Origin of the sequence: Mycobacterium sp. SMC-2, assembly GCF_025263485.1 — a bacterium.
GTDB lineage: Bacteria > Actinomycetota > Actinomycetes > Mycobacteriales > Mycobacteriaceae > Mycobacterium.
The window spans coordinates 2,627,286-2,650,493 of record NZ_CP079863.1; the positions used below are offsets into that span (position 1 = coordinate 2,627,286).

The 23,208-nt window shown below is 69.1% G+C and carries 25 protein-coding genes; 17 read left to right on the plus strand and 8 right to left on the minus strand.

Annotation, left to right across the window (positions count from 1 at the left end; all coding sequences use genetic code 11):
* Nucleotides 1-5: 5 nt before the first annotated feature.
* From KXD96_RS12485 to KXD96_RS12500, 4 genes are all read left to right on the plus strand, one after another.
* Nucleotides 6-1,250: a winged helix-turn-helix domain-containing protein gene (locus KXD96_RS12485; RefSeq protein WP_260745347.1), complete on the plus strand. Its 1,245-nt coding sequence runs from the start codon at nt 6-8 to the stop codon at nt 1,248-1,250.
* Between the two features lie 44 nt (nt 1,251-1,294).
* Nucleotides 1,295-2,047, plus strand: coding sequence for an FAD-dependent thymidylate synthase (thyX, locus tag KXD96_RS12490; RefSeq protein WP_260744845.1), 753 nt, complete (start codon nt 1,295-1,297; stop codon nt 2,045-2,047).
* A gap of 87 nt (nt 2,048-2,134) precedes the next feature.
* Complete coding sequence (gene dapA, locus KXD96_RS12495; RefSeq protein ID WP_260744846.1) at nt 2,135-3,037, plus strand: 4-hydroxy-tetrahydrodipicolinate synthase; 903 nt, start codon at nt 2,135-2,137, stop codon at nt 3,035-3,037.
* Entirely contained in the window at nt 2,994-4,721 is a 1,728-nt protein-coding gene (locus KXD96_RS12500; protein WP_396878541.1) for a ribonuclease J, read from the plus strand. The genes dapA and KXD96_RS12500 overlap by 44 nt, the downstream gene beginning before the upstream one ends.
* 73 nt (nt 4,722-4,794) lie before the next feature.
* Here KXD96_RS12500 and KXD96_RS12505 read toward each other — a convergent pair whose 3' ends face one another.
* From KXD96_RS12505 to KXD96_RS12515, 3 genes are read right to left on the minus strand one after another with little or no spacing between them, the layout of a single operon-like run.
* Nucleotides 4,795-5,658, minus strand: a complete 864-nt coding sequence (locus KXD96_RS12505; protein ID WP_260744848.1) for an SAM-dependent methyltransferase — start codon at nt 5,656-5,658, stop codon at nt 4,795-4,797.
* Nucleotides 5,659-5,662: 4 nt separating this feature from the next.
* Nucleotides 5,663-6,484 (minus strand): mycofactocin-coupled SDR family oxidoreductase, encoded by an 822-nt coding sequence (locus KXD96_RS12510; protein ID WP_260745348.1) that lies wholly within the window; start codon nt 6,482-6,484, stop codon nt 5,663-5,665.
* Entirely contained in the window at nt 6,481-6,795 is a 315-nt protein-coding gene (locus KXD96_RS12515; protein WP_065440787.1) for a putative quinol monooxygenase, read from the minus strand. Before KXD96_RS12515 ends, KXD96_RS12510 begins: the two co-directional genes overlap by 4 nt.
* A gap of 178 nt (nt 6,796-6,973) precedes the next feature.
* Between KXD96_RS12515 and KXD96_RS12520 the strand changes: the two genes are divergently transcribed.
* Nucleotides 6,974-9,448, plus strand: coding sequence for a DNA translocase FtsK (locus KXD96_RS12520; RefSeq protein ID WP_260744849.1), 2,475 nt, complete (start codon nt 6,974-6,976; stop codon nt 9,446-9,448).
* Nucleotides 9,449-9,512: 64 nt separating this feature from the next.
* Here KXD96_RS12520 and KXD96_RS12525 read toward each other — a convergent pair whose 3' ends face one another.
* Nucleotides 9,513-10,046 (minus strand): amino-acid N-acetyltransferase, encoded by a 534-nt coding sequence (locus tag KXD96_RS12525; RefSeq protein WP_396878544.1) that lies wholly within the window; start codon nt 10,044-10,046, stop codon nt 9,513-9,515.
* Nucleotides 10,047-10,110: 64 nt separating this feature from the next.
* Between KXD96_RS12525 and pgsA the strand changes: the two genes are divergently transcribed.
* From pgsA to KXD96_RS12545, 4 genes are all read left to right on the plus strand, one after another.
* A complete protein-coding gene (gene pgsA / locus KXD96_RS12530) occupies nt 10,111-10,683 on the plus strand; it encodes a CDP-diacylglycerol--glycerol-3-phosphate 3-phosphatidyltransferase (protein ID WP_260744851.1) in 573 nt (190 codons plus the stop codon).
* 116 nt (nt 10,684-10,799) lie between these two features.
* The gene (gene clgR, locus KXD96_RS12535; protein WP_260744852.1) at nt 10,800-11,150 is read left to right on the plus strand and encodes a transcriptional regulator ClgR; all 351 of its coding nucleotides are present in this window, start codon (nt 10,800-10,802) and stop codon (nt 11,148-11,150) included.
* A 126-nt stretch (nt 11,151-11,276) separates the two neighbouring features.
* Nucleotides 11,277-12,107, plus strand: a complete 831-nt coding sequence (pspA, locus tag KXD96_RS12540) for a phage shock protein PspA (RefSeq protein ID WP_260744853.1) — start codon at nt 11,277-11,279, stop codon at nt 12,105-12,107.
* A 9-nt stretch (nt 12,108-12,116) separates the two neighbouring features.
* Complete coding sequence (locus tag KXD96_RS12545) at nt 12,117-12,926, plus strand: phage shock envelope stress response protein PspM (protein WP_260744854.1); 810 nt, start codon at nt 12,117-12,119, stop codon at nt 12,924-12,926.
* 7 nt (nt 12,927-12,933) lie between these two features.
* On the opposite strand, the gene KXD96_RS12550 is transcribed toward KXD96_RS12545, so the two are convergent.
* A complete protein-coding gene (locus KXD96_RS12550) occupies nt 12,934-13,365 on the minus strand; it encodes a limonene-1,2-epoxide hydrolase family protein (protein WP_260744855.1) in 432 nt (143 codons plus the stop codon).
* A gap of 53 nt (nt 13,366-13,418) precedes the next feature.
* Here KXD96_RS12550 and KXD96_RS12555 point away from each other — a divergent pair, with 53 nt between their 5' ends.
* Genes KXD96_RS12555 through KXD96_RS12565 form a run of 3 tightly spaced genes read left to right on the plus strand, consistent with a single transcriptional unit; the run spans nt 13,419 to nt 15,112 of the window.
* Nucleotides 13,419-14,579, plus strand: coding sequence for a glycosyltransferase (locus tag KXD96_RS12555; RefSeq protein ID WP_260744856.1), 1,161 nt, complete (start codon nt 13,419-13,421; stop codon nt 14,577-14,579).
* A 31-nt stretch (nt 14,580-14,610) separates the two neighbouring features.
* Complete coding sequence (locus tag KXD96_RS12560; RefSeq protein ID WP_260744857.1) at nt 14,611-14,874, plus strand: hypothetical protein; 264 nt, start codon at nt 14,611-14,613, stop codon at nt 14,872-14,874.
* A 19-nt stretch (nt 14,875-14,893) separates the two neighbouring features.
* Nucleotides 14,894-15,112, plus strand: coding sequence for a DUF3046 domain-containing protein (locus KXD96_RS12565; RefSeq protein WP_260745349.1), 219 nt, complete (start codon nt 14,894-14,896; stop codon nt 15,110-15,112).
* A gap of 3 nt (nt 15,113-15,115) precedes the next feature.
* On the opposite strand, the gene KXD96_RS12570 is transcribed toward KXD96_RS12565, so the two are convergent.
* Nucleotides 15,116-15,784 (minus strand): (2Fe-2S)-binding protein, encoded by a 669-nt coding sequence (locus KXD96_RS12570; protein WP_260744858.1) that lies wholly within the window; start codon nt 15,782-15,784, stop codon nt 15,116-15,118.
* Between the two features lie 286 nt (nt 15,785-16,070).
* On the opposite strand from KXD96_RS12570, the gene recA reads away from it, so the two are divergent.
* Together recA and recX are read left to right on the plus strand one after the other, a co-directional pair.
* A complete protein-coding gene (recA, locus tag KXD96_RS12575) occupies nt 16,071-17,123 on the plus strand; it encodes a recombinase RecA (RefSeq protein WP_260744859.1) in 1,053 nt (350 codons plus the stop codon).
* A complete protein-coding gene (gene recX / locus KXD96_RS12580) occupies nt 17,089-17,610 on the plus strand; it encodes a recombination regulator RecX (protein ID WP_260744860.1) in 522 nt (173 codons plus the stop codon). Before recA ends, recX begins: the two co-directional genes overlap by 35 nt.
* Here recX and KXD96_RS12585 read toward each other — a convergent pair.
* Entirely contained in the window at nt 17,607-18,101 is a 495-nt protein-coding gene (locus tag KXD96_RS12585) for a PaaI family thioesterase (protein WP_260744861.1), read from the minus strand. The genes recX and KXD96_RS12585 overlap by 4 nt on opposite strands.
* 290 nt (nt 18,102-18,391) lie before the next feature.
* On the opposite strand from KXD96_RS12585, the gene miaB reads away from it, so the two are divergent.
* Both miaB and KXD96_RS12595 read left to right on the plus strand, forming a co-directional pair.
* Nucleotides 18,392-19,834, plus strand: a complete 1,443-nt coding sequence (miaB, locus tag KXD96_RS12590) for a tRNA (N6-isopentenyl adenosine(37)-C2)-methylthiotransferase MiaB (RefSeq protein ID WP_260745350.1) — start codon at nt 18,392-18,394, stop codon at nt 19,832-19,834.
* Nucleotides 19,822-20,433, plus strand: a complete 612-nt coding sequence (locus tag KXD96_RS12595; protein ID WP_260744862.1) for a hypothetical protein — start codon at nt 19,822-19,824, stop codon at nt 20,431-20,433. The genes miaB and KXD96_RS12595 overlap by 13 nt, the downstream gene beginning before the upstream one ends.
* On the opposite strand, the gene KXD96_RS12600 is transcribed toward KXD96_RS12595, so the two are convergent.
* The gene (locus KXD96_RS12600) at nt 20,430-21,791 is read right to left on the minus strand and encodes a DUF349 domain-containing protein (protein ID WP_260744863.1); all 1,362 of its coding nucleotides are present in this window, start codon (nt 21,789-21,791) and stop codon (nt 20,430-20,432) included. The genes KXD96_RS12595 and KXD96_RS12600 overlap by 4 nt on opposite strands.
* A 402-nt stretch (nt 21,792-22,193) precedes the next feature.
* On the opposite strand from KXD96_RS12600, the gene KXD96_RS12605 reads away from it, so the two are divergent.
* On the plus strand, nt 22,194-23,177 hold the full coding sequence (locus KXD96_RS12605) for a DMT family transporter (protein ID WP_260744864.1): 984 nt from the start codon (nt 22,194-22,196) through the stop codon (nt 23,175-23,177).
* Nucleotides 23,178-23,208 lie beyond the last annotated feature (31 nt).

Genomic DNA, 23,208 nt, shown 5'->3' on the forward strand with positions numbered 1-23,208 from the left:
GAGCGCTGTCGTACCCGGCCGGTATTCTCGGCGCCGTGTCGATCCGGACCCACAGGCTGTCGGCCGCGCAAGCCCGGCGGATCGCCGTTGCGGCCCAAGGCTTTAGCGAGCCGCGGCCAGCCGGTCCGGTCACTCGATCCCATTTGAAGCGCCTGATATCGAGGATCCAAGTGCTGCAACTGGATTCGGTATCCGTCGCGGTGCGCGCCCACTACGCGCCGGTGTTCAGCAGGCTCGGGCCCTACGACCGTGACGTGTTGGATCGCGCCGCCTGGGGCCCGCGTTCGTCGCGGCTGCTGGCCGAGTACTGGGCGCACGAGGCCGCGCTGATGGCCGTCGATGACTGGCCGCTGCTGCGCTGGCGGATGCGCCAGTACCGTCATGGTCGCTGGGGCACGCACATCGTCAAGGCCAATCCCCAACTTGCCGAGGACATCGTCGCCGCCGTCGCCGAACTCGGCCCCAGCACCGCCGGGCAGATCGAAGCGCACCTGGCCGCCGAGCCGCGCCGCAAGAAGGGCACCTGGTGGAACCGCAGCGACACCAAGTGGGTCGCCGAGGCGCTCTTTGCCGCCGGCGTGCTCACCACGGCCACCCGGGTGGGCTTCGCCCGCCACTACGACCTGGTGGAACGGGTGCTGCCGGCGGGCGTGCTGGCGCGCGAGGTCGACGACGAGCAGGCCGTCCGGGAACTCACGCTGCGCGCCGCCACCGCGCTGGGCGTGGCCACCGAGGCCGACATCCGCGACTACTTCCGGCTGTCGGCCCAGCAGGTCAAGCCCGCGGTCGCCGACCTCCTGGCGGCGGGTGAGATCGAGCGGGTGGAGGTGGATCGTTGGCCCGCGCCGGCCTATCTGCGCACCGGCCGGCCGGTGCCGCGTTCCGACCGTGGCACCGCGCTGCTGTGTCCGTTCGACCCGCTGATCTTCTTCCGGCCCCGGGTCGAGCGGCTGTTTGGGTTTCATTACCGCATCGAGATCTACACCCCGGCCGCCAAGCGCCAATACGGCTACTACGTGTGGCCGCTGCTGATGGACGGGCAACTGGTGGCGCGGGTCGACCTCAAGGCCGACCGGGCCGGTGACACGCTGCGCGTCATGGGTGCGTTCGGCGAGCCCGGCATTCCGCGGCCGCGCGTGGCCGCCGCGCTGGCCGGCGAACTGCGGTCCATGGCGTCGTGGCTGGGGCTGGGCGGGTTCAGCGTCGCCAGCCGGGGCGACCTGGCCGCCGACCTGCGGGCGGCCAGCTGATGTCGGGTGGGTTGCCGATCCGGTCACCACGTTAAGGTGGCGCCGTGGCCGAGACCGCGCCGCTACGCGTGCAACTGATCGCCAAGACCGAGTTCCTGGCGCCGCCGGACGTGCCATGGACCACCGACGCCGACGGTGGCCCGGCATTGGTCGAGTTCGCCGGGCGGGCCTGCTATCAAAGCTGGTCGAAACCGAATCCCAAGACCGCGACCAACGCCGGCTACATCAAGCACATCATCGACGTGGGGCATTTCTCCGTGCTCGAGCACGCGAATGTGTCGTTCTACATCACCGGCATTTCCCGATCGCTCACACACGAGCTGATCCGGCACCGGCATTTCTCCTACTCGCAGTTGTCGCAGCGCTATGTGCCGGAGGGGGATTCGCAGGTCGTCGTACCACCGGGCATGGAAGACGACCCCGAACTGCGCCGGATCCTGACCGAGGCCGCCGACGCCAGCCGAGCCACCTACGTCGACCTGCTGGCCAGGCTGGAGGCCAAGTTCGCCGATCAGCCGAACGCCGTGCTGCGCCGCAAGCAGGCGCGGCAGGCCGCTCGGGCGGTGCTGCCGAACGCGACCGAAACCCGCATCGTGGTGACCGGCAACTACCGGGCCTGGCGGCATTTCATCGCCATGCGCGCCAGCGAACACGCCGACGTGGAAATCCGGCGGCTGGCCATCGAGTGCCTGCGCCAGCTCGCCGACGCGGCGCCCGCGGTGTTCGCCGACTTCGAGATCTCGACGCTGGCCGACGGGACCGAGGTGGCCACCAGCCCGCTGGCGACCGAAGCCTGAGATTCCGGCCGCACCCCCTTCCACCCGCCGCAACGCAGGCCTGCGCCGTTGCCAAATACCTTGCCGCCGCCAGGTAACCTAAGGACCGTGAGCACCGTCGGATTCGACGCCCCGGCCCGGTTGGGAACCGTGCTGACCGCGATGGTGACACCGTTCGCCCCCGACGGCTCGCTCGACACCTCCGCCGCGGAGCACCTAGCGAACCACCTGGTAGACGCCGGGTGTGACGGCCTGGTGGTCTCCGGAACCACCGGTGAATCGCCGACCACCACCGACGACGAGAAGCGCGAGCTACTGCGTGTCGTGCTCGAGGCGGTGGGCGACCGCGCCCGGGTCATCGCCGGCGCGGGCACCTATGACACCGCACACAGCGTCCGGCTGGCCAAGGCCTGCGCGGCCGAGGGCGCCCACGGGCTGCTGGTGGTCACGCCCTACTACTCCAAACCGCCGCAGAGCGGGCTGATCGCACATTTCACCGCCATCGCCGACGCGACCGAGCTGCCGGTGCTGCTCTACGACATCCCGCCACGCTCGGTGATACCGATCGAGCCGGACACGCTGCGCGCGTTGGCGTTGCACCCGAATATCGTCGGAGTCAAGGACGCCAAAGCCGACCTGCACGGCGGCGGCCAGATCATGGCCGAGACCGGATTGGCCTACTACTCCGGCGACGACGCGCTGAACCTGCCGTGGCTGGCCATGGGCGCCACCGGCTTCATCAGTGTGATCTCTCATCTGGCCGCAGGTCAGCTTCGAGAGATGTTGTCCGCCTTCGCTTCCGGCGACGTCGCCACCGCGCGCAAGATCAATGCCACCGTCGCCCCGCTGTGCGCCGCGATGAGCCGGCTTGGCGGCGTGACGTTGTCCAAGGCGGGTCTGCGGCTGCAGGGCATCGAGGTTGGCGATCCCCGGTTGCCGCAGATGCCGGCGACGCCCGAGCAAATCGATGCGCTGGCCGCCGACATGCGCGCCGCGTCGGTGCTGCGGTGAGCCGAACGTGAACGAGGAACTCGCCCCTCCTGGTCCCTTGACCACCGGTGGGTTGCGGGTCACCGCGCTGGGCGGCATCAGCGAAATCGGCCGCAACATGACGGTTTTCGAGCACCTCGGCCGGCTGCTGATCATCGACTGCGGGGTGATGTTTCCCACCCATGACGAGCCCGGGGTGGACCTGATACTTCCGGACCTGCGCCATATCGAGGACCGGCTCGACGACATCGAGGCGCTGGTGTTGACCCATGCGCACGAGGACCACATCGGCGGCATCCCGTTCCTGCTCAAGCTGCGCCCCGACATCCCCGTCGTCGGGTCGAAGTTCACCCTGGCGCTGGTAGCCGCGAAATGCCGTGAACACCGGCTCAAGCCGGTGTTCGCCGAGGTCGCCGAGGGGCAGCGCAGCACCCACGGCGTCTTCGAGTGCGAATACTTCGCCGTCAACCACTCGATCCCGGACGCGCTGGCGATCGCCGTGCGCACCGGCGCGGGAACCATCCTGCACACCGGCGACATCAAGCTCGACCAGCTTCCCCTCGACGGCCGGCCCACCGACCTGCCCGGGATGTCCCGGCTCGGCGACGCCGGGGTGGACCTGTTCCTGTGCGACTCGACGAACTCCGAGATACCCGGCGTGGGCCCGTCCGAAAGCGAAGTGGGACCGACACTGCACCGCCTGATCCGGGGGGCCGAGGGCCGGGTCATCGTGGCGTGCTTTGCCTCCAACGTGGACCGGGTGCAGCAGATCATCGATGCCGCAACCGCATTGGGTCGGCGGGTGTCGTTCGTCGGGCGGTCGATGGTGCGCAACATGGGCATCGCCCGCGAGTTGGGCTTTCTGCGGGTGGCCGATTCGGATGTGATCGACATCGGCGCGGCCGAGATGATGCCGCCCGAGCGGGTGGTCCTGATCACCACGGGCACCCAGGGCGAGCCCATGTCCGCGCTGTCGCGGATGTCGCGCGGCGAGCACCGCAGCATCACGCTGACGGCGGGTGATCTCATCGTGCTGGCGTCGTCGCTGATCCCCGGCAACGAGGAGGCGGTCTACGGCGTCATCGACGCGCTCGCCAAGATCGGGGCCCGCGTCGTCACTAATGCCCAAGCGCGCGTGCATGTTTCGGGTCACGCATACGCCGGCGAGCTGTTGTTCCTCTACAACGGCGTGCGGCCGCGCAACGTCATGCCGGTGCACGGCACCTGGCGGATGCTGCGCGCCAACGCCAAGCTGGCCGCCAGCACCGGAGTGCCGGAGGAGTCGATCCTATTGGCCGAGAACGGCGTCAGCGTCGACCTGGTCGCCGGCACGGCGTCGATCTCCGGGGCGGTCCCGGTGGGCAAGATGTTCGTCGACGGACTGATCGGCGGCGACGTCGGCGACATCACGCTGGGGGAACGGCTCATCCTGTCGTCGGGTTTCGTGGCGGTGACCGTGGTCGTCCAGCGCGGCACCGGGCGTCCGGCGGCTGCCCCGCACCTGCATTCACGCGGGTTCTCCGAAGACCCCAAGGCGCTGGAACCCGCCGGGCGCCGGGTCGAGGCGGAGCTCGAATTGCTTGCCGCCGACAACATCACCGATCCGGGCCGCATCGCCCAGGCCGTGCGCCGCACCGTTGGCAAGTGGGTGGGCGAGACCTACCGCCGTCAGCCGATGATCGTGCCGACGGTCATCGAGGTCTGACCGGCTCACGAGAGATAAACCGCCGCCACGTTTTTCGGCGCGTCGTCGCAGACGTGTATGTGTCGTGGAGCGGCTAGCGCTTCTCCGCGTAGGCCGACCATTCCAGTTGCGAGGCCTTGAGTTTGCGACCTGTCGGCTCGACGTAACGCCGGACGAGTTCGTCGGGGCCGGCTTGCTCGAGCAGCCGCCAACCGTATTCCCCGATGAAACCGGCGACCTCGTCGGGCTGCAAGCCGAAGTGCCACAACTGCCGGACACTGCGGTACAGCGTGCGCGTACCATACCTATTCGTGCCGTCGATGAAATCCCTACGGACATAGGTGAATACCAGACGGCTGCCGGGCGCGACCGCGCGTAGCCCCTCCATCGTCCGTCGGACGGTGGCTTCGGTCAGGTATTGGGTGACGCCCTCGCAGATGAAGAACGTCCGGTAGTCGGTGCGATAGCCATGCTCGGCCAGGGCGGTGAGCAGGTCGTCGCGCTCGAGGTCCAACGCCACCTGCCGAACCGACATCGGTGGGCCGCCCAGCACCCGCCGGACCGTCTTGAGCTTCCTGGCGACGTTCACCGGCAGGTCGACCTCGAACACCGGGATGCGGACCTGGCGGGTCATGAGGTAGGCGCGGGTGTCGAGCCCAGCGCCCAGGATGACGACCGCGTCGACGCCGTCGAGCGCCTCGGCCAGCTTGTCGCCGATGAAGCGCTTGCGGCATGCCATGTTCACCCACAGCCCGCGGCCGGACCACTCCGACCCGCGGAGCATCAAGCGGCGCACCGGCGCCGCGCGTGTCGTGGCCACGAGCCACCGCAGTGGTGCGGGCAAAAACAGTTCCGCGAGGTCGTCGTCCACCAGGCGGCGGCCCGGCGGCTCGTTCTGTTCGACGGCCGTCAACACCATGGGACCAAAGACGGTCTGCGCGGCGCGGTTTCGTGCCATGGGACTACTTGTTCAGGAAGCCGGCATCGACCGGGAGCGTCACGCCGGTGATATAGCGGGCCTGGTCGGACACCAGCCACGCGACCGCGTTGGCGATGTCTTCGACTTGCAGCACCTCGACCGGCATGGCATTGCCCATGGCTCCCGGTGTCTCGGTCGCGGCGGCCATCTTGGCCAGCCACTCACGGGTGAACTCGTTGTTGATCATCGGGGTTTCGACACCGGACGGGTGGATCGAGTTGACCCGAATATACTGCGTGGCAAGAAGATTGGCGTATACCCGCATCAACCCCACGACGCCGTGCTTGGCGGCGGCATAGCCGACGGAACCGGCGTCCGGGCTGCCGACACCGGCCAGCCCGGCGCTCGAACTGATCAGCACGATCGAGCCCCCGGCGCCCTGCTTGACCATGGTCGGAATGGCGGCCTTGATGGTGTTGTAGACGCCGGTGAGGTTGACGTCGATGACGTCGCGCCAGCCGTCGTCACCGGATTGCATCGGAGCGATACCGGCGTTGGCGACGACGATGTCGAGCCGGCCGAACTCGTCCAGGCCGGCCTGCAGGGCGGCCGACAGCGATTCCCGGTCGCGGACGTCGCCACGAGCGGCCACGATGCGGGCGCCGGTGTCCTCGACCAGCTTGACGGTTTGCGCCAGGTCTTCCTCGGTGGCCAGGGCATAGGGGACGCTGGCGATCTGGTCGCACAGGTCGACCGCGATGATGTTCGCGCCGTCGGCGGCCAGTCGCACCGCATGCGCGCGTCCCTGGCCGCGCGCCGCGCCGGTGATGAAGGCGACCTTGCCTTCGAGTGGCCGGGTCATCAGGACCGGAGCTGACCCTTGTCCGGGTCGCCCGCGGGGACCGGTTGCAGCATCTTGATGTCCGGCGCCCCGGCGAGGTGGTCGCCGGCCGCGGTGAACATCTTGGTGACGGCGGGAGCGGTGCTGTGGGCCTTGAGCGCCTCGGGGTCCGCCCACTGCTCGACAAAGACGAACGTCTCGCCCGACTGGTGCAATGAATACAACTGGCAGCCCGGTTCGTTGTGCACTTCCTCCACCGCCTGCGTGAGAATGTCGCGGACTGTGTCGACCGATTCGGGTTTGACGGTCATGGTGGCAACGACGACGACGGGCATGCTGGGGCCTCCTGGGGCTACGGGGTGGGTGACGCGCATGGCTTCTGTTATCTAGGTCACCGGTTGTCCACCCTACTCACGCGGCGCCGCAGCCAACCCGCCAGATGGCTGACCTGCCCGAGGCGATACCAGTGTGGCGGGTGGTGCAGATGATGTCGATGCGACTACCCTTGCCGACATGGCTAACAAGACCGCCGCCCGCTCCAAGGCTCGAACGAGCAGGTCAAAGGCCACCTCGCGACGTGGGTCGGGTCGCGCACGGCCGGCGGCGCCCCGTAAGCGGCCGAGCAGGCCCGCCAAGCGGCGCAACCATTCGCTGCTGGTGGCCGCCGGGCTGACCGGCGGCCGCGCCCTGCGCGCCGCCTGGCTGATGGCGGCGCGCAGCACCGGCGGCGCGGCACGGTCGATCGGGCGGGCCCGCGACATCGACCCGGGACACCGCCGCGACGGCATCGCCCTGATGCTGCTGGGCCTTTCCGTCGTGGTCGCCGCGAGCTCGTGGTTCAACGCCGCCCGGCCGGTCGGCGCGTGGGTCGACACGCTGCTGCGCACCTTCGTCGGCGCGGGCGTCCTGGCGCTGCCGGTGGTCACCGCCGCGGTGGCGGTGGCGCTGATGCGCACCCAACCCAATCCGGACGCGCGGCCCAGGCTGATCCTGGGCGCCACCCTGATCGCCCTGTCCGTCCTCGGCCTGCGCCACCTGTGGTCCGGCTCGCCCGAAGACCCCGAAGCGCGCCGCCGCGCGGCGGGGTTCATCGGCTTCGCCATCGGCGGCCCCCTGTCGGATGGGCTGACGGCCTGGATCGCCGCGCCGTTGCTGTTCATCGGCTTCATGTTCGGTCTGCTGTTGCTGACCGGAACGACCATCCGGGAGGTGCCCGACGCGGTCCGCGCCATGGTCGGCGCCAGGCTTGGCGACGACGGGTACGACTACGATGACTACGCGGATTCCCTTGCGGCCGAAGACTTTTCCGACGACTACTACGACGAGAGCGGGCTCGGTCCCGACGACGAGCCGCCGTCCTGGCCGACGGCTGACCCGGCCCCGGCGCTGCGCGACAACGAGGACGACATTCCCACCACGCCGGAGCCGGCCATCGGGAAAAGCCGCCGTCGCGACAAGAAGAAGACCGAGGTGCTGGACCGGGTCGTCGAGGGCCCCTACACCCTGCCGTCACTGAGCCTGCTGGTGGCGGGGGACCCGCCGAAGAAGCGCAGCGCCGCCAACACCGTCATGGCCGACGCCATCAGCGAGGTGCTCACCCAGTTCAAGGTCGACGCCGCCGTCACCGGCTGCACCCGCGGCCCGACCGTCACCCGTTACGAGGTCGAGCTGGGCCCGGGCGTGAAGGTGGAGAAGATCACCGCGCTGCAGAAGAACATCGCCTACGCGGTGGCCACCGAGAGCGTGCGCATGCTGGCCCCGATCCCCGGCAAGTCCGCCGTGGGCATCGAGGTCCCCAACACCGACCGGGAAATGGTGCGGCTGGCCGACGTGCTCACCGCACCCTCGACCCGCCGCGACCACCACCCGCTGGTGATCGGGCTGGGCAAGGACATCGAAGGCGACTTCATCTCGGCGAACCTGGCCAAGATGCCGCACCTGCTGGTCGCGGGCTCCACCGGATCGGGCAAGTCCAGCTTCGTCAACTCCATGCTGGTGTCGCTGCTGACGAGGGCCACCCCGGAGGAGGTCAGGATGATCCTGATCGACCCGAAGATGGTGGAACTGACGCCCTATGAAGGCATCCCGCACCTGATCACCCCGATCATCACCCAGCCGAAGAAGGCCGCCGCCGCGCTGGCCTGGCTGGTCGAGGAGATGGAGCAGCGCTACCAGGACATGCAGGCCTCGCGGGTGCGCCACATCGACGACTTCAACGAGAAGGTGCGGTCGGGCGCCATCACCGCGCCGCTGGGCAGCCAGCGCGAATACCGGCCCTATCCGTACGTGGTGGCGATCGTCGACGAGCTGGCCGACCTGATGATGACGGCTCCCCGCGACGTCGAGGACGCGATCGTGCGGATCACGCAGAAGGCCCGCGCGGCCGGCATCCACCTGGTGCTAGCCACCCAGCGCCCGTCGGTCGACGTGGTCACCGGCCTGATCAAGACCAACGTGCCGTCACGGCTGGCGTTCGCCACGTCGTCGCTCACCGACAGCCGGGTGATCCTCGACCAGGCCGGCGCCGAGAAGCTGATCGGCATGGGCGACGGCCTATTCCTGCCGATGGGAGCGAGCAAGCCGCTGCGCCTGCAGGGCGCCTACATCACCGACGATGAGATCCACGCCGTCGTCAACGCCTGTAAGGACCAGGCCGAGCCCGAATACACCGAGGGCGTCACCACGGCCAAGCCGACCGGCGAGCGCGCCGACGTCGACCCGGACATCGGCGACGACATGGACGTGTTCCTGCAGGCCGTCGAGTTGGTGGTGTCCAGCCAGTTCGGCTCCACGTCGATGCTGCAGCGCAAGCTGCGGGTCGGCTTCGCCAAGGCCGGCCGGCTGATGGACCTGATGGAGACCCGCGGCATCGTCGGGCCGTCCGAGGGATCCAAGGCGCGTGAGGTGCTGGTCAAGCCCGACGAGCTGGCCGGAACGCTGGCCTTGATCCGGGGCCTGGGCCAAGACAGCGAGGACGAGCCCGAATAACGCCGAGCGTGAAACCATTGCGACTTTTCGACCGATTTTTCGCAACCGCTTCACGCTCGGCGCATCACAGCACCAGCAACATCCGGGAGTTGCCGAGGATGTTGGGCTTGACGTAGCTCAGATCCAGGAACTCCGCGACACCGATGTCGTAGGAGCGGCACATCTCCTCGAACACCTCGGCGGTCACCGGCGTGCCCTCGATCTCGGTGAAGCCGTGCTTGCCGAAGAACTCGGTCTCGAAGGTGAGCACGAAAAGCCGCTTGAGCTGCAACTCGCGCGCGACCTCGAGCAACCGGTCGACGATCGCGTGGCCGATGCCGTGGCCGGTCATCGACGGGGCTACGGCGACGGTACGGATCTCGCCCAGGTCGGACCACATCACATGCAGTGCGCCGCAACCGACCACGTCACCGTCGCGTTCGGCCACCCAGAACTCCTGGACGGCCTCGTACAGCGTCACCAGATTCTTCTCGAGCAGGATCTTGCCCGCGTACGTGTCGACGAGTTGCTTGATCGCGGGGACATCGGACGTTCGCGCGCGTCGCACCACCGGTTGATAGTCATGCGAACTTTCGGTCACGGCTAACTGTATCGGCATCGAAGACGGGTGCGCTGGTACCAGTTATTCTGTTGCGGTGTCGGGGCAGCCGCAAACGGGTCCGATGGCAGGCCGCGTCCATATCGCAAACCTCGCCAACACCCTGACGTTGCTGCGGCTGGTGATGGTTCCCATCTTCCTACTCGCGCTGTTCGCCAAGGACGGTCACGATATCGCCTTCCGGGTCGTGGCTTTCGTGATCTTCACGTGCGCCTGCATCACCGATCGGCTGGACGGCCTGCTGGCCCGCAATTACGGCATGGCAACCGAATTCGGGGCGTTCGTCGATCCCATCGCGGACAAGACGCTGGTCGGATCGGCGCTGATCGGGCTGTCGATGCTCGGTGACCTGCCGTGGTGGGTCACGGTGGTGATCCTGGCGCGCGAGTTCGGGGTGACCGTGCTGCGGCTGGCCGTGATCCGCCGCGGGGTCATCCCGGCCAGCTGGGGCGGCAAAGTCAAGACGGTGGTACAGGCGGTGGCGATCGGCTTGTTTGTCCTGCCTTGGGCAGGAACGCCCGGGCCGTTCCGGGTGGTGGCGGCGGTGGTGATGGGTGCGGCCATGGTGCTGACGATCGTCACCGGCATCGACTATGTGGTGTCGACCGTGCGTGAAGTGCGCCGGACGACCCACTGATTCTCTTCTCGCTGAACGGGAACCAAGACCCCCGCGCCCGCGTTTCACGTAGTGAGCGCCTGCCGGACGGGTCGATTCCGCCCCGCGCGGGCTGACTGGACGAAGGAGGGGCAGACATGCCGCCATTGGTGCGCGAGGTCATCGGCGACGTGCTGCGCGAGGCCCGGACGACACAGGGCCGGACGCTGCGCGAGGTGTCCGATTCGGCGCGGGTGAGTCTCGGATATCTGTCCGAGGTGGAGCGCGGGCGCAAGGAGCCGTCCAGCGAGCTGCTCAACGCGATCTGCGACGCGCTAGCGGTCCCGATCTCGTCGGTGCTCACCGACGCCGGCGAGCGGATGGCCGGCGTCGAAAGGGCTCACGAAAGGGCGGCCCACGGTACCCCCGCCGACGCTCTGCGCGGTCCCAGCATCGACGCCGACACCAAGGTCGTCATCCCGCCGGTGGCTTCTCTGGCGATCGCCTGAGCGTGCCCGGCGCAACGATCCAGCGCCAGGGGTAGGGCGATCGGCGCCGACCCACTAAATTGAGCGACAAGAGACGGCCCATCCAGGGGCCATCCGGCCCCCAAGAAGCGAAGGTGGAGCTCACTCATGGCCAATCCGTTCGTCAAAGCGTGGAAGTACCTCATGGCGCTGTTCAACGCGAAGATCGACGAGCACGCCGACCCCAAAGTGCAGATTCAGCAGGCCATCGAGGAAGCGCAACGCACGCACCAGGCGCTGACCCAGCAGGCCGCCCAGGTGATCGGCAACCAGCGCCAACTCGAGATGCGGCTCAACCGGCAACTCGCTGACATCGAAAAGCTGCAGGTCAACGTGCGTCAGGCCCTGACGCTGGCCGATCAGGCCACCGCCGCCGGCGATGCCGCCAAGGCGACCGAGTACAACAACGCCGCCGAGGCGTTCGCGGCCCAGCTGGTGACCGCCGAGCAGAGCGTCGAGGACCTCAAGACGCTGCACGATCAGGCCCTGAGCGCGGCCGCCCAGGCCAAGAAGGCGGTCGAGCAGAACGCGATGGTGCTGCAGCAGAAGATCGCCGAGCGCACCAAGCTGCTCAGCCAGCTCGAGCAGGCGAAGATGCAGGAACAGGTGAGCGCCTCGCTGCGGTCGATGAGCGAAATCGCGGCGCCCGGCAACGTGCCCAGCCTCGACGAGGTGCGCGACAAGATCGAACGCCGCTACGCCAACGCGATCGGATCGGCCGAGCTCGCGCAGGGTTCGGTGCAAGGCCGCATGCTCGAGGTCGAGCAGGCGGGCGTACAGATGGCCGGTCACTCCAGGCTGGAGCAGATCCGCGCGTCGATGCGCGGCGAAGCGTTACCGACCGGTGGGACCCCCGCCGCCGGGGCCACTCCGGAGGCGACCCCCGCGCCCGCCGAGACCGCCGGGGGCGCCGTCACCGAGAAGCCCTTTGGCCAGTAGCCCGGTGTCGTGGCGGTGAGCGAGACGCGGCGCGGGCTCTGGCGCACGTTGCTGGGGCGCGGGTTGGCCACCGCCGCCGACATTTCCGGCCTGGTGGCCCAGAAGCTCAGCGCTGCCGCGGATCCGCGGGCGCGGCTGCTGCGGCGACGCCGACGCGCGCTGCGGTGGGGCCTGATATTCGCCGCCGGCTGCGTGTTCTGGGCGGTGGTGACGATGCTGCTGGCGGCCTGGGGATGGTTCGCGCTGCTGCTGGAGATCACCGGCGCCGTCGCGGTCATCATGGCCGTCCCGGCCACGCTGCTGTTGCTGCGCTACAGGTGGCTGCGGTCCGAGCCGCTGCCGGCTCCCCGGCCGGCCAACGTGCGTCGGCTGCCGCCGCCCGGCTCGGCGGCGCGGCCCGCGATGTACGCGCTGGGCGCCTCCGAGCGGGGCTTCCTCTCCCTGCTGAACGTGATCGAGCGGGGCTCGATGTTGCCCACCGCCGAAATCAGCGACCTGACCGCGGCGGCCAACAAGACCTCGGCGGCCATGGCGGCCACCGCCGCGGAGGTGGTGTCGATGGAGCGGGCGGCTCAGTCCAGCGAATCATCGCGGGCGTACCTGGTGCCTACCATCAACGCGTTCACCGCGCAGTTGAGTGCCGGCGTTCGCCAGTACAACGAAATGGTCACCGCCGCAGCACAGTTGGTGTCCTCGGCCAACGGCGATCAGCTGGCCGCCTCGCAGCGCTACCGCGCCGAGCTGGCCGGGGCCACCGACCGGCTGGTCGGTTGGGCGCAGGCGTTCGACGAACTCGGCGGTTTGCGCGGCGCCAGCTAGTCGCGGCCTAGAACGTCGCCCTCAGCGACGGCAGCACCACCGCCGCCAGGCCACGAAGGGTGGCCTTGAACATGTCGAAGAAGTCGAAGTAGTCGCGCCACAACGTGATTCGCCCGTTGTGGACCTCGAACACGCCGCACACCCAGAACTGAAGCCGCAGCGGGCCGAAGATCAGGGCGTCGCTGCGCTCGGTCAGCACCGCCCCGCCGTCGGCAGCGATGCGGTGGATCTTCACCTCGAAGGCGGCGCGGCCGTCCATCTGGCGAAACAGCTTCATGGCCCTGACGCGGCCGTGGATCGTCGGCAGCCCGACGTTTTCGTAGACGAGGTTGTCGTCCAGTGCCGCGTCTGCGGCGTCGTAATCCGCGTCCTGCAGGGCGTTCAGAAAGCTCTCGACCGTGCGGATGTTCGCAACGGTCGTCCCGGTCACCTCGGTCATGATGGCCAGCGTAGGCGAGTGCTGCCGTCGCCCCCTGTGGCAGGGTAGGGCCGATGCGCGTCGCCGTGGTCGCCGGGCCGGATCCCGGGCACTCGTTTCCCGCGATTGCGCTGTGCCAACGCTTCGCCGAAGCCGGCGACGAGCCCACGCTGTTCACCGGTGAGGAGTGGCTCGACATCGCACGCGCCGCCGGCGTCGGCGCCGTCCCGCTGGAAGGGCTGGTGGCCACCGACGAGGACGTCGATGCCGGGGCCCGGATCCATCGGCGCGCGGCGCGAATGGCCGTGCTCAACGTGCCGGCGCTGCGCGAGCTGGCGCCCGACCTGGTGGTGTCCGACGTCATCACCGCCGGCGGCGGCATGGCCGCCGAACTGCTGGACATCCCCTGGATCGAGCTCAACCCGCATCCGCTGTACCTGCCCTCGAAGGGATTGCCGCCGATCGGCAGTGGACTGGCGCCGGGCACCGGCATCCGCGGACGGCTCCGCGATGCCACGATGCGGGCGCTCACCGCGCGGTCCTGGCGCGCGGGCCTGCGGCAGCGCGCGGCCGTACGGGTCGAGATCGGACTACCGGCCCGCGACCCCGGGCCGCTGCGGCGGCTGATCGCCACCCTGCCCGCCCTCGAGGTGCCGCGGCCGGACTGGCCGGCGGAGGCCGTCGTGGTGGGCCCGCTGCACTTCGAACCGACCGATCGGGTGCTGGACATCCCGGCGGGCACCGGGCCCGTGGTGGTGGTGGCGCCGTCGACCGCATTGACCGGGACCGAGGGGCTGGCGGAGGTGGCGCTGGCCCACCTGCGGCCGGGGGAGACGCTGCCGGCCGGATCACGGCTGGTGGTCTCGCGGCTGGCGGGCGCGGACCTGCAGGCGCCGCCCTGGGCGGTGGTCGGGCTGGGCAGCCAGGCCGAATTGTTGAGGCACGCCGACCTGGTGATCTGCGGCGGCGGGCACGGCATGGTGGCCAAGACGCTGTTGGCCGGGGTGCCGCTGGTGGCGGTGCCCGGCGGCGGGGATCAGTGGGAGATGGCCAACCGGGTGGTCCGGCAGGGCAGCGGGCGGCTGATCCGGCCGCTGACCGCCGAGGCGCTGGTCGCCGCGGTGAACGAGGTGTTGTCATCACCCCGTTACCGCGAGGCCGCCCAACGCGCCGCCGCTAGCATCACCGGCGTGGCGGATCCGGTCCGGGTGTGCCACGAAGCGCTGGCAAGATGATCGCCTTGTTCGCGACAGGAGGGCAACGGCAATGAAGACGATCGCGGCCGGCGGCCTGCTTGTCGCCCTGGTGTACGGCTCGGGCGTCGCCCACGCCGACAGCGGTGACGAGCAGCAGGCATGCCAGTTGATGGACGACCCGGTGGGCGCTCAACAGGGATTCGCGCCGGCCGAATACGCCTTCATGCAGTTGCGCTCGAGAATGTCGGCCGAGCGCGCGCGGACCATCATGTCCGAGGCCGTCCAGGACTACTGCCCCAATCACCTGATCGACCTGCCGGCCAGCTGGCGCTGATGCGGCCGGTGTCCGATCGCTGCCCGGTGGGTATCTTGCTGGCGTGCGGCTAACGGAATTCAACGAGCGGGTCGTCCTGCGATTCGGCGCGGCGTATGGATCTTCGGTGTTGGCGGACCACGTGCTGACCGGTTTCAACGGCCGCACCGCCGCGCAGGCGATCGACGACGGGGTCGATCCCCGCGACGTGTGGCGGGCCCTGTGCGTGGACTTCGACGTGCCGCGCGAGCAGTGGTGAGGCCTATCCGCCTGTGGAGCGGGGAAGGACGCAGTCGCCACACACGGACCGCCCAGGCAGGCGATAGAACAGGCAGCAGCTGCTACGCCTGAAGTCGAGATGCGGGCCGGTCACGATGCCGGATCCGGCCAGCATGCCGGTGCCCAGCAGCGAGTTCGTGATGCCGACGATCGGGCCGCGCAGGTCGGGCCGCGCCGAGAGGAGCGCCCGGGACGCCCCGATGAGCGCGGAGGCGACATTGCCCGCCAGCAAGGCGGGCGCCAGCTTGACCCGCAGGCCGGCGGCGAGCGGCTCCATGTGCTGTTCGATGACGATGCGGTAGAGCAACTTCGCCGGCGGCTGGTCGACCGCTTGTCCGACGGGCGCGGGTAACCGCAGTCGGGCCCCGTCGTCGGCCCGCTGCAGGTCGTCGAGGTCGGGGACGACGCCATGACCCAGCGCGCATGCGAGCACGGGCGACCACAGGCGGGTGGCGTGGCCGAGATGAACCAGCGAGGCGGCGATCCGCAGGTCCGTCGTGCGGTAGCGCCGGGCGGTGGCGTCGACCAAGTCGGTGAAGCCGTCGGCGTAGGACCGGCCGACCGGGTGCCAGCCGGTCGCGTCGCCGCCCACGGTCAACGCGAAAAACCCGTTGTAGGAAGAGGTTTCGGCTAGCTCAGCGGAGATGTCCATGTATCTCTCAAGGGGAAATCCGCCCCAGTTGTGGTGAGGAAGCGCCGACGGTGAGTGTCTGGCTCTCGGGTGAGGCGTCCCCATCGCTAACAGGCCCCGTCGGCGCCTGTCGGTAGCAGATGTTGCCACACAGGCTGGCGGGGTCCGGCGTGTCCACTTGAATCGAACAGGTGTTCGGCTACTGTGGGGAACGTTCGGTGAGTCAACTTGTCGGTGGCCTTCCCTAGTGTCACGGCCAACCGACCGATACCGGTCACCGAACACACCGAACCATAGGAGAGGCACCATGACGCAAGCCCCCGACCGCGAGAAGGCTCTCGAACTGGCGATGGCCCAGATCGAAAAGAGCTACGGCAAAGGCTCGGTGATGCGTCTCGGCGACGAGATGCGTCAGCCGATCTCGGTCATCCCGACCGGATCCATCGCACTGGACGTGGCCCTGGGCATCGGCGGCCTGCCCCGCGGCCGGGTCGTGGAGATCTACGGCCCGGAATCCTCGGGTAAGACCACCGTCGCCCTGCACGCGGTGGCCAACGCCCAGGCCGCCGGCGGCGTCGCGGCCTTCATCGACGCCGAGCACGCCCTGGATCCGGACTACGCCAAGAAGCTCGGCGTGGACACCGACTCCCTGCTGGTCAGCCAGCCCGACACGGGGGAGCAGGCCCTCGAGATCGCCGACATGCTGATTCGCTCCGGCGCGCTCGACATCCTGGTCATCGACTCGGTGGCCGCGCTGGTGCCGCGCGCGGAACTCGAAGGCGAGATGGGTGACAGCCACGTCGGCCTGCAGGCCCGCCTGATGAGCCAGGCGCTGCGGAAAATGACTGGTGCGCTGAACAATTCGGGCACCACCGCGATCTTCATCAACCAGCTGCGCGAGAAGATCGGGGTGATGTTCGGCAGCCCCGAAACCACCACGGGTGGAAAGGCTTTGAAGTTCTACGCGTCGGTGCGCATGGACGTGCGGCGGATCGAGACGCTCAAGGACGGCACCAACGCGGTCGGTAACCGCACCCGGGTCAAGGTCGTCAAGAACAAAGTGTCGCCGCCGTTCAAGCAGGCCGAGTTCGACATCCTCTACGGCAGGGGGATCAGCCGGGAAGGCTCGCTGATCGACATGGGTGTGGAGCAGGGCTTCATCCGCAAGTCGGGTTCCTGGTTCACCTACGAGGGCGAGCAGCTCGGCCAGGGCAAGGAGAATGCCCGCACCTTCCTGGTGGAGAACGCCGACGTGGCCAACGAGATCGAGAAGAAGATCAAGGAAAAGCTCGGCATTGGCGCGGTCGTGACCGATGACTTGTCCGATGACAGCGTCCTGCCCGCCCCCGTCGATTTCTGAGCCCGCTCGCGAGGAGCAGGCCAGGACGCTGTGCCTGCGCCTGCTCACCGCGAGGGCGCGCACCCGGGCCGAGCTGCACGGCCAGCTGACCAAACGCGGCTACCCCGAGGAGGTCAGCGCCTCCGTGCTCGACCGGCTCACCGCCGTCGGCCTGATCGATGACACCGATTTCGCCGAACAGTGGGTGCGGTCGCGTCGGGCAAAGGCCGGCAAGAGCAAGCGGGCGCTGGCCGCCGAATTGCACACCAAGGGTGTCGACAAGGACGTGATCGCCACGGCGCTGTCCGGGATCGATGCCGCTGCCGAACGGGACCGGGCAGAGGAGTTGGTGCGGGCCAAGCTGCGCCGGGAGACGCTGGACGGCGATGACGCGCGAGTGACCCGTCGGCTGGTCGGAATGTTGGCGCGCCGAGGCTACAGTCAGAACCTGGCGTGCGAGGTCGTCCTCGCCGAGCTGGCCGCCGAACGGGAGCGCCGCCGGGTCTAACTGGGCCGCCCCGAGGGCTGCGGCGAGCCATGACGCCACTCGTCAGGGACCCGGGTCGAGCCGACCAACGCCCGGGCGCGGTCCTTGCCGCTCGCGGAAAGGACACACTCCACGGATGTTTTACGGTCGTCGGCATCGACCACCCGCGCGCTCAGCCGGAGCGTCTCACCGATCGGCGTCGGACGCAGATAATCGACAGACAGCGACACGGTCGCGTGCCAGATCTCAGGGTCGCTGCCGATCTCGCGCTGCTCTCGGCGATAGGCGTGGGCGATGGCGGTGCACACGCCATGACAGTCCAGCAGGGTGGCGATGATCCCGCCGTTGAGGACGTGTCGAGGCCCCGCGGCGAACTCCGCTCGCGGAGTCCATTCGGCGACCGCGAGTTCCCCGTCCCAGTAGCTCTTCAGGTGTAAACCGGTCGGATTGTCGGCGCCGCACCCCCAGCAGTAGTTGTCCAGTATCTGGTCTTGGAAGGCCGCGGCTGTCACGGCTGCCTATTCTGCCCGGACGGCTGGTGAAGAACCATCGGAATAACCGGCCTCGCCGGCCACCACGATGCGGAAACCGCCATCCACCGAGTCTCGCTGCAGGAGATCTCGGTGGCGACGATTCCACTTCCCGTCGTAGGTCGCGCGCCGGCCCGTCGCCGGCGGGTCCGGCCCGTTGGATGCCGTCACCGTCCAATTCTCGCTGCCACGCCGTATCCCCGTACCATGGCCCCGTGACTTCGACGCTGGCAGCCCCGCGGACCTACCAGGTCCGCACCTATGGCTGCCAGATGAATGTCCACGACTCCGAGCGGCTGGCGGGTCTGCTGGAAGCGGCCGGCTACCAGCGGGCGGTCGAGGGTGCCGACGCCGACGTGGTCGTCTTCAACACCTGCGCCGTCCGCGAGAACGCCGACAACAAGCTCTACGGCAACCTCAGCCACCTGGCTCCGCGCAAGCGCGGCAATCCGGAGATGCAGATTGCGGTCGGGGGCTGCCTGGCCCAAAAAGACCGGGAAGCGTTGCTGCGCAAGGCGCCTTGGGTCGACGTCGTCTTCGGCACGCACAACATCGGATCGCTGCCCACGCTGCTCGAACGGGCCCGGCACAACAAGGTCGCCCAGGTGGAGATCGCCGAGTCGCTGCGGGAGTTCCCGTCGTCGCTGCCCAGCGCGCGCGAATCGGCTTACGCCGCTTGGGTTTCCGTCTCGGTCGGGTGCAACAACAGCTGCAGCTTCTGCATTGTCCCCTCGCTGCGCGGCAAAGAGGTCGACCGCAGCCCGGCCGACATCCTGGCCGAGGTGAGGGCGCTGGTGGACGACGGCGTCCTGGAAGTCACGCTTCTGGGCCAGAACGTCAACGCCTACGGGGTGTCGTTCGCCGACCCGGCGCTGCCCCGCGATCGCGGCGCCTTCGCACGGCTGCTGCGGGCCTGCGGGGACATCGATGGGCTGGAACGGGTGCGGTTCACCTCACCGCACCCGGCCGAATTCACCGACGACGTCATCGCGGCCATGGCGCAGACCCCCAACGTGTGCCCGGCCCTGCACATGCCCCTGCAGTCGGGCTCCGACCGGGTGCTGCGCGCGATGCGGCGCTCCTACCGCGCCGAGCGCTACCTCGGCATCATCGACCGCGTCCGCGCGGCCATGCCGCACGCCGCCATCACCACCGATCTGATCGTCGGGTTTCCCGGTGAAACCGAAGAGGACTTCGCCGCCACCCTCGACGTGGTGCGGCAGGCCCGGTTCGCGGCCGCGTTCACCTTCCAATACTCCAAGCGGCCCGGCACCCCGGCCGCCCAGCTCGACGGGCAGCTCCCCAAAGCCGTTGTGCAGGAACGCTATGAGCGGCTCGTCGAGCTGCAGGAGCAGATTTCGCTGGAGGGTAATCGCGCGCTGGTCGGGCAGACCGTGGAAGTGCTGGTCGCCGCCGGCGAGGGACGCAAGGACACCCGCACCGCGCGGATGACCGGGCGCGCCCGCGACGGCCGCCTGGTGCACTTCAGCGCCGAGGACCGGGTGCGCCCCGGAGACCTCGTCACCACGGTCGTCACCCAGGCCGCACCGCACCACCTCATCGCCGACGCCGGCATCCTCAGCCATCGCCGTACCCGCGCGGGAGACGCGCACGCCGCGGGGCAACGCCCGGGCGGCATCGGTCTCGGCATGCCCGCAGTCAGACCACCCACCGACCCCACGCAAGCCACAGAACCCCTTGGATGTGCCCGATGAAGCAAGAACACCCCCACGTCGCCGCCCTGCGCACCGAAATCGAGGCCGCCGAGCGCCGGGTGGCGCGCGGATTCGACCCGGGCCCAAGGGGTTTCGTGGTGGCGATACTGGTCTTCTTCCTGCTGGGATCGTTCATCCTGCCGCACACCGGCGCGGTGCGGGGCTGGGATGTGTTGTTCGGCAGCCACGGGGCCGGCGCGGCCGCGGTGGCGTTGCCGTCGCAGGTGTTCGCCTGGCTGACCCTGGTGTTCGGCGTCGGGTTCTCCATGCTGGCGCTGGTGACGCGGCGCTGGGCGCTGGCCTGGATCGCGCTCGCGGGCTCGGCGCTCGCCGGTGCGGCGGGGCTGTTGGCCATCTGGTCGCGTCAGACGGTCGCGGTGGGGCACCCGGGCCCGGGGGTGGGGCTGATCGTGGCCTGGATCCTCGTACTCGCGCTGACCTACCAATGGACGCGGGTGGTGTGGTCGCGCACCATCGTTCAACTCGCGGCCGAGGAGCAGCGGCGCCGGGTCGCGGCGCAGCAGCAGTCGATGACGCTGCTCGACAGCCTGGACGACGGGGCACCGGCGGAGCGTGCGCCCCGGGATCCGGAAGCCTAGGACTTACGCGTCAGCGCCTCGGCGGCCGCTTGCGCCCACTGCCGCCACTGTTCGGCGTTGGCCTTGGCCTCCTCGGCCTCTTTGGTACGGCCCGCCGCCGCGGCTTTCTGGGCCTGCTGCTCGTACTGTTCGGCGCGAACCCGGAACTGCTCCGCGCGGGCCTGCGCCTGCGGATCCGACCAATCGGCCTCGCCCGCATCGCGCACCTTCTTCTCGATTGCGCGCAGCCGGCGCTCCAGTTCGGCGGATCGTTCCCGCGGCACCTTCCCGATCGCGTCCCACTTGTCGGCGATCGAACGCAACGCCGCCCGGGCCGCGTCCTGGTTGCTGGTGTCGATCTTGTCGGCCTCGGCCAGCAGCGCCTCTTTGGCGGTGGCGTTGGCCCGCAGCTCCGCGTCCTTCTCGGCCGTCGCCGCGTTGCGCGCCGAGAAGAAGACGTCCTGGGCCGCCTTGAACCGCCGCCACAGGGCGTCGTCGACATCCCTGGCCGCTCGGCCCGCCGCCTTCCACTCCGTGAGCAGCTTGCGGAATTCCGCGCTGGTGGCGGTCCAGTCCGTCGAATCGGACAGGGCCTCGGCCCGTTCGCAGAGTCGTTCCTTCGCCTGGCGAACACCCAGGCGTTCCCGGTCCAGTTCGGCGAAATGGGAGCCCCGCCGCCGGTTGAAGGCCTCCCGGGCGGCCGAATAGCGCTTCCACAGCGCGTCATCGACCTTCCGGTCCAGGCCGTTGATGGTCTTCCACTCGTCGAGGATGGCCCGCAGCCGGTCGCCTGCGGCCTTCCACTGCGTCGAGTTGGCGGCCAACTCCTCGGCCTCGGCGGCCAGCGCCTCCTTGCGCGCGGTCTGGGTGGCGCGATGCTCGTCGCGGCGGGAGCGCTCCTCGGCGACCGTGGCCTCGACCTGTTCGAGGAGGCTGGTCAAGCGGCTCGCGAGCGCGTCGATGTCGCCCAGCACGGCCGCCGTCGGCAACGTTTCCGCCAGCTCGGACGCATGGGCCTTGATCTTGCGCGCGTCACCGGTTCCCGCCGCGAGCCGCTCCTCCATGAGCGTGACCTCGGTGCTCAGGTCGTCGAAGCGGCGGCCGAAGTGGGCGAAGGCGGCTTCGCGGTCACCGGCCTGCCAGGAGCCGACGATGCGCTCGCCGGCGGCGGTGATCAGCCAGACCGTGCCGTCGTCGTCGACGCGCCCGAACTGATGCGGATCGCTACGTGGGGGCGCCGGCACCGGGTGGACGGTGGGCCGTGGCGCCGAGCTCAGCGGCCGGGGCCCCGGACGGGGTCCCGGGCGTGGCACCGGGGCCGAAACCGGCCGCGGCTCAGGTGCGGTCGGGGCTCCGCCGTGGGGTTCGTCAACCGTCATGCGCTCGTCACCTACCCTTCGCGCGGTCGGTATCCCGCGCACCTGCCGCGCGTAGCGGCACCGTCTGCTCCCTGTGGGCCGGCCATCACGGCTCTCCCAACAGCTGCTTAACAGTATTCAAGCAGCTTGGCTGACCGTACGCCGCCATCCTGATCTTCCCGGTCCGGATCCGTCGGCGCAGGCGCGTGGGGCGACACCACCGCTGGCGCGCTTAACCGAATCGCAGCCTCTCGCACAGCCCTTCCATAGGTTAGTGCCGTAAGAACAGGGGGTGCTGCACCGAACCAGCAGCGCGTGGGGCACGTCATACAGTTGTTGCTGAACTGATCGCAAATTTTTGGTGTATTTGCCCGAGCCCCAGGGAAAGCTTGGTCGGGGCATTCGTGAGGTGAGGGGTCGCTCATGTCGAAAGTTGATGTCGCGGCGTTGATCGCGCTGTGCGCGGCGTTGGCATCCGCGGTCGGCGATGTGATCCGCCAGCGCTCGGCGCAGGAGATCACGGACAAGCAGGTCGGCCACCTCGAGCTGTTCCGCATGTCGTTGAAGGACACCCGGTGGTGGTTGGGAGGCTCGGCGGCGGTACTGAACTACAGCCTGCAGGCCGCCGCCCTGGCCTGGGGCTCGGTGGTGTTGGTGACCGCACTGCAGGTGACCGCTTTGCTGTTCGCCCTGCCGATCTACGCGCGGCTGACGAGGCGCCGGGTGACCAGTTGGGAGTGGGTGTGGGCGGTGGTGCTCGCCGGCGCCCTGGCGGTGGTCATCGTGGTGGGCGACCCGGCCTCCGGCCATCAGCGCGCATCGGTCCAGACGTGGGCCGTCGTGGCCGCGGTGATGGTGCCGCTGCTGGTGGCATGCGTGGTAGCCGCGCGGATCTGGTCGGGCAGCCCGTTTGCCGCCGCGCTGCTCGCGGTGGTGGCGGGTTCGGCTCTGGCGTTGTTCGCGGTGCTCACGAAGGGCATCGTCGAAGTCGGCGAGGACGGTCCGCTGGCCGTGCTGACCGCGCCCGAATTCGTCCCCTGGCTGCTGCTGGCGTTGACCGGGATGATTTTCCAGCAGTCGGCGTTCCGCGCCGGCGCGCTCACGGCCTCGATGCCGACGATGACGGTCGCGAAGCCCGTGGTGGCCGGTCTGCTCGGCATCTTCGTCCTCGGCGAAACGCTGAACGCGAACGGACCCAAGGCCGTCCTGCTGATCGCGGCGGTGGCGGTGGTGATCGTGGCAACGGCCGCGCTGGCCCGCGGCGAGGCGGCCACCATGGTCGCGGAGACCGGACGAGACGACCCACGCAGCACGCCAGAGAGGTGGCCGTCCGAAGACGGTGAAGCCGACCCTGTGAGCGACCCGATCACCGACAGCGGCCTGAGCGCGTCGCGCGCGTGGGGATGAGGCCTTCGAGGACCTGGTTGCCGCCGAGCCG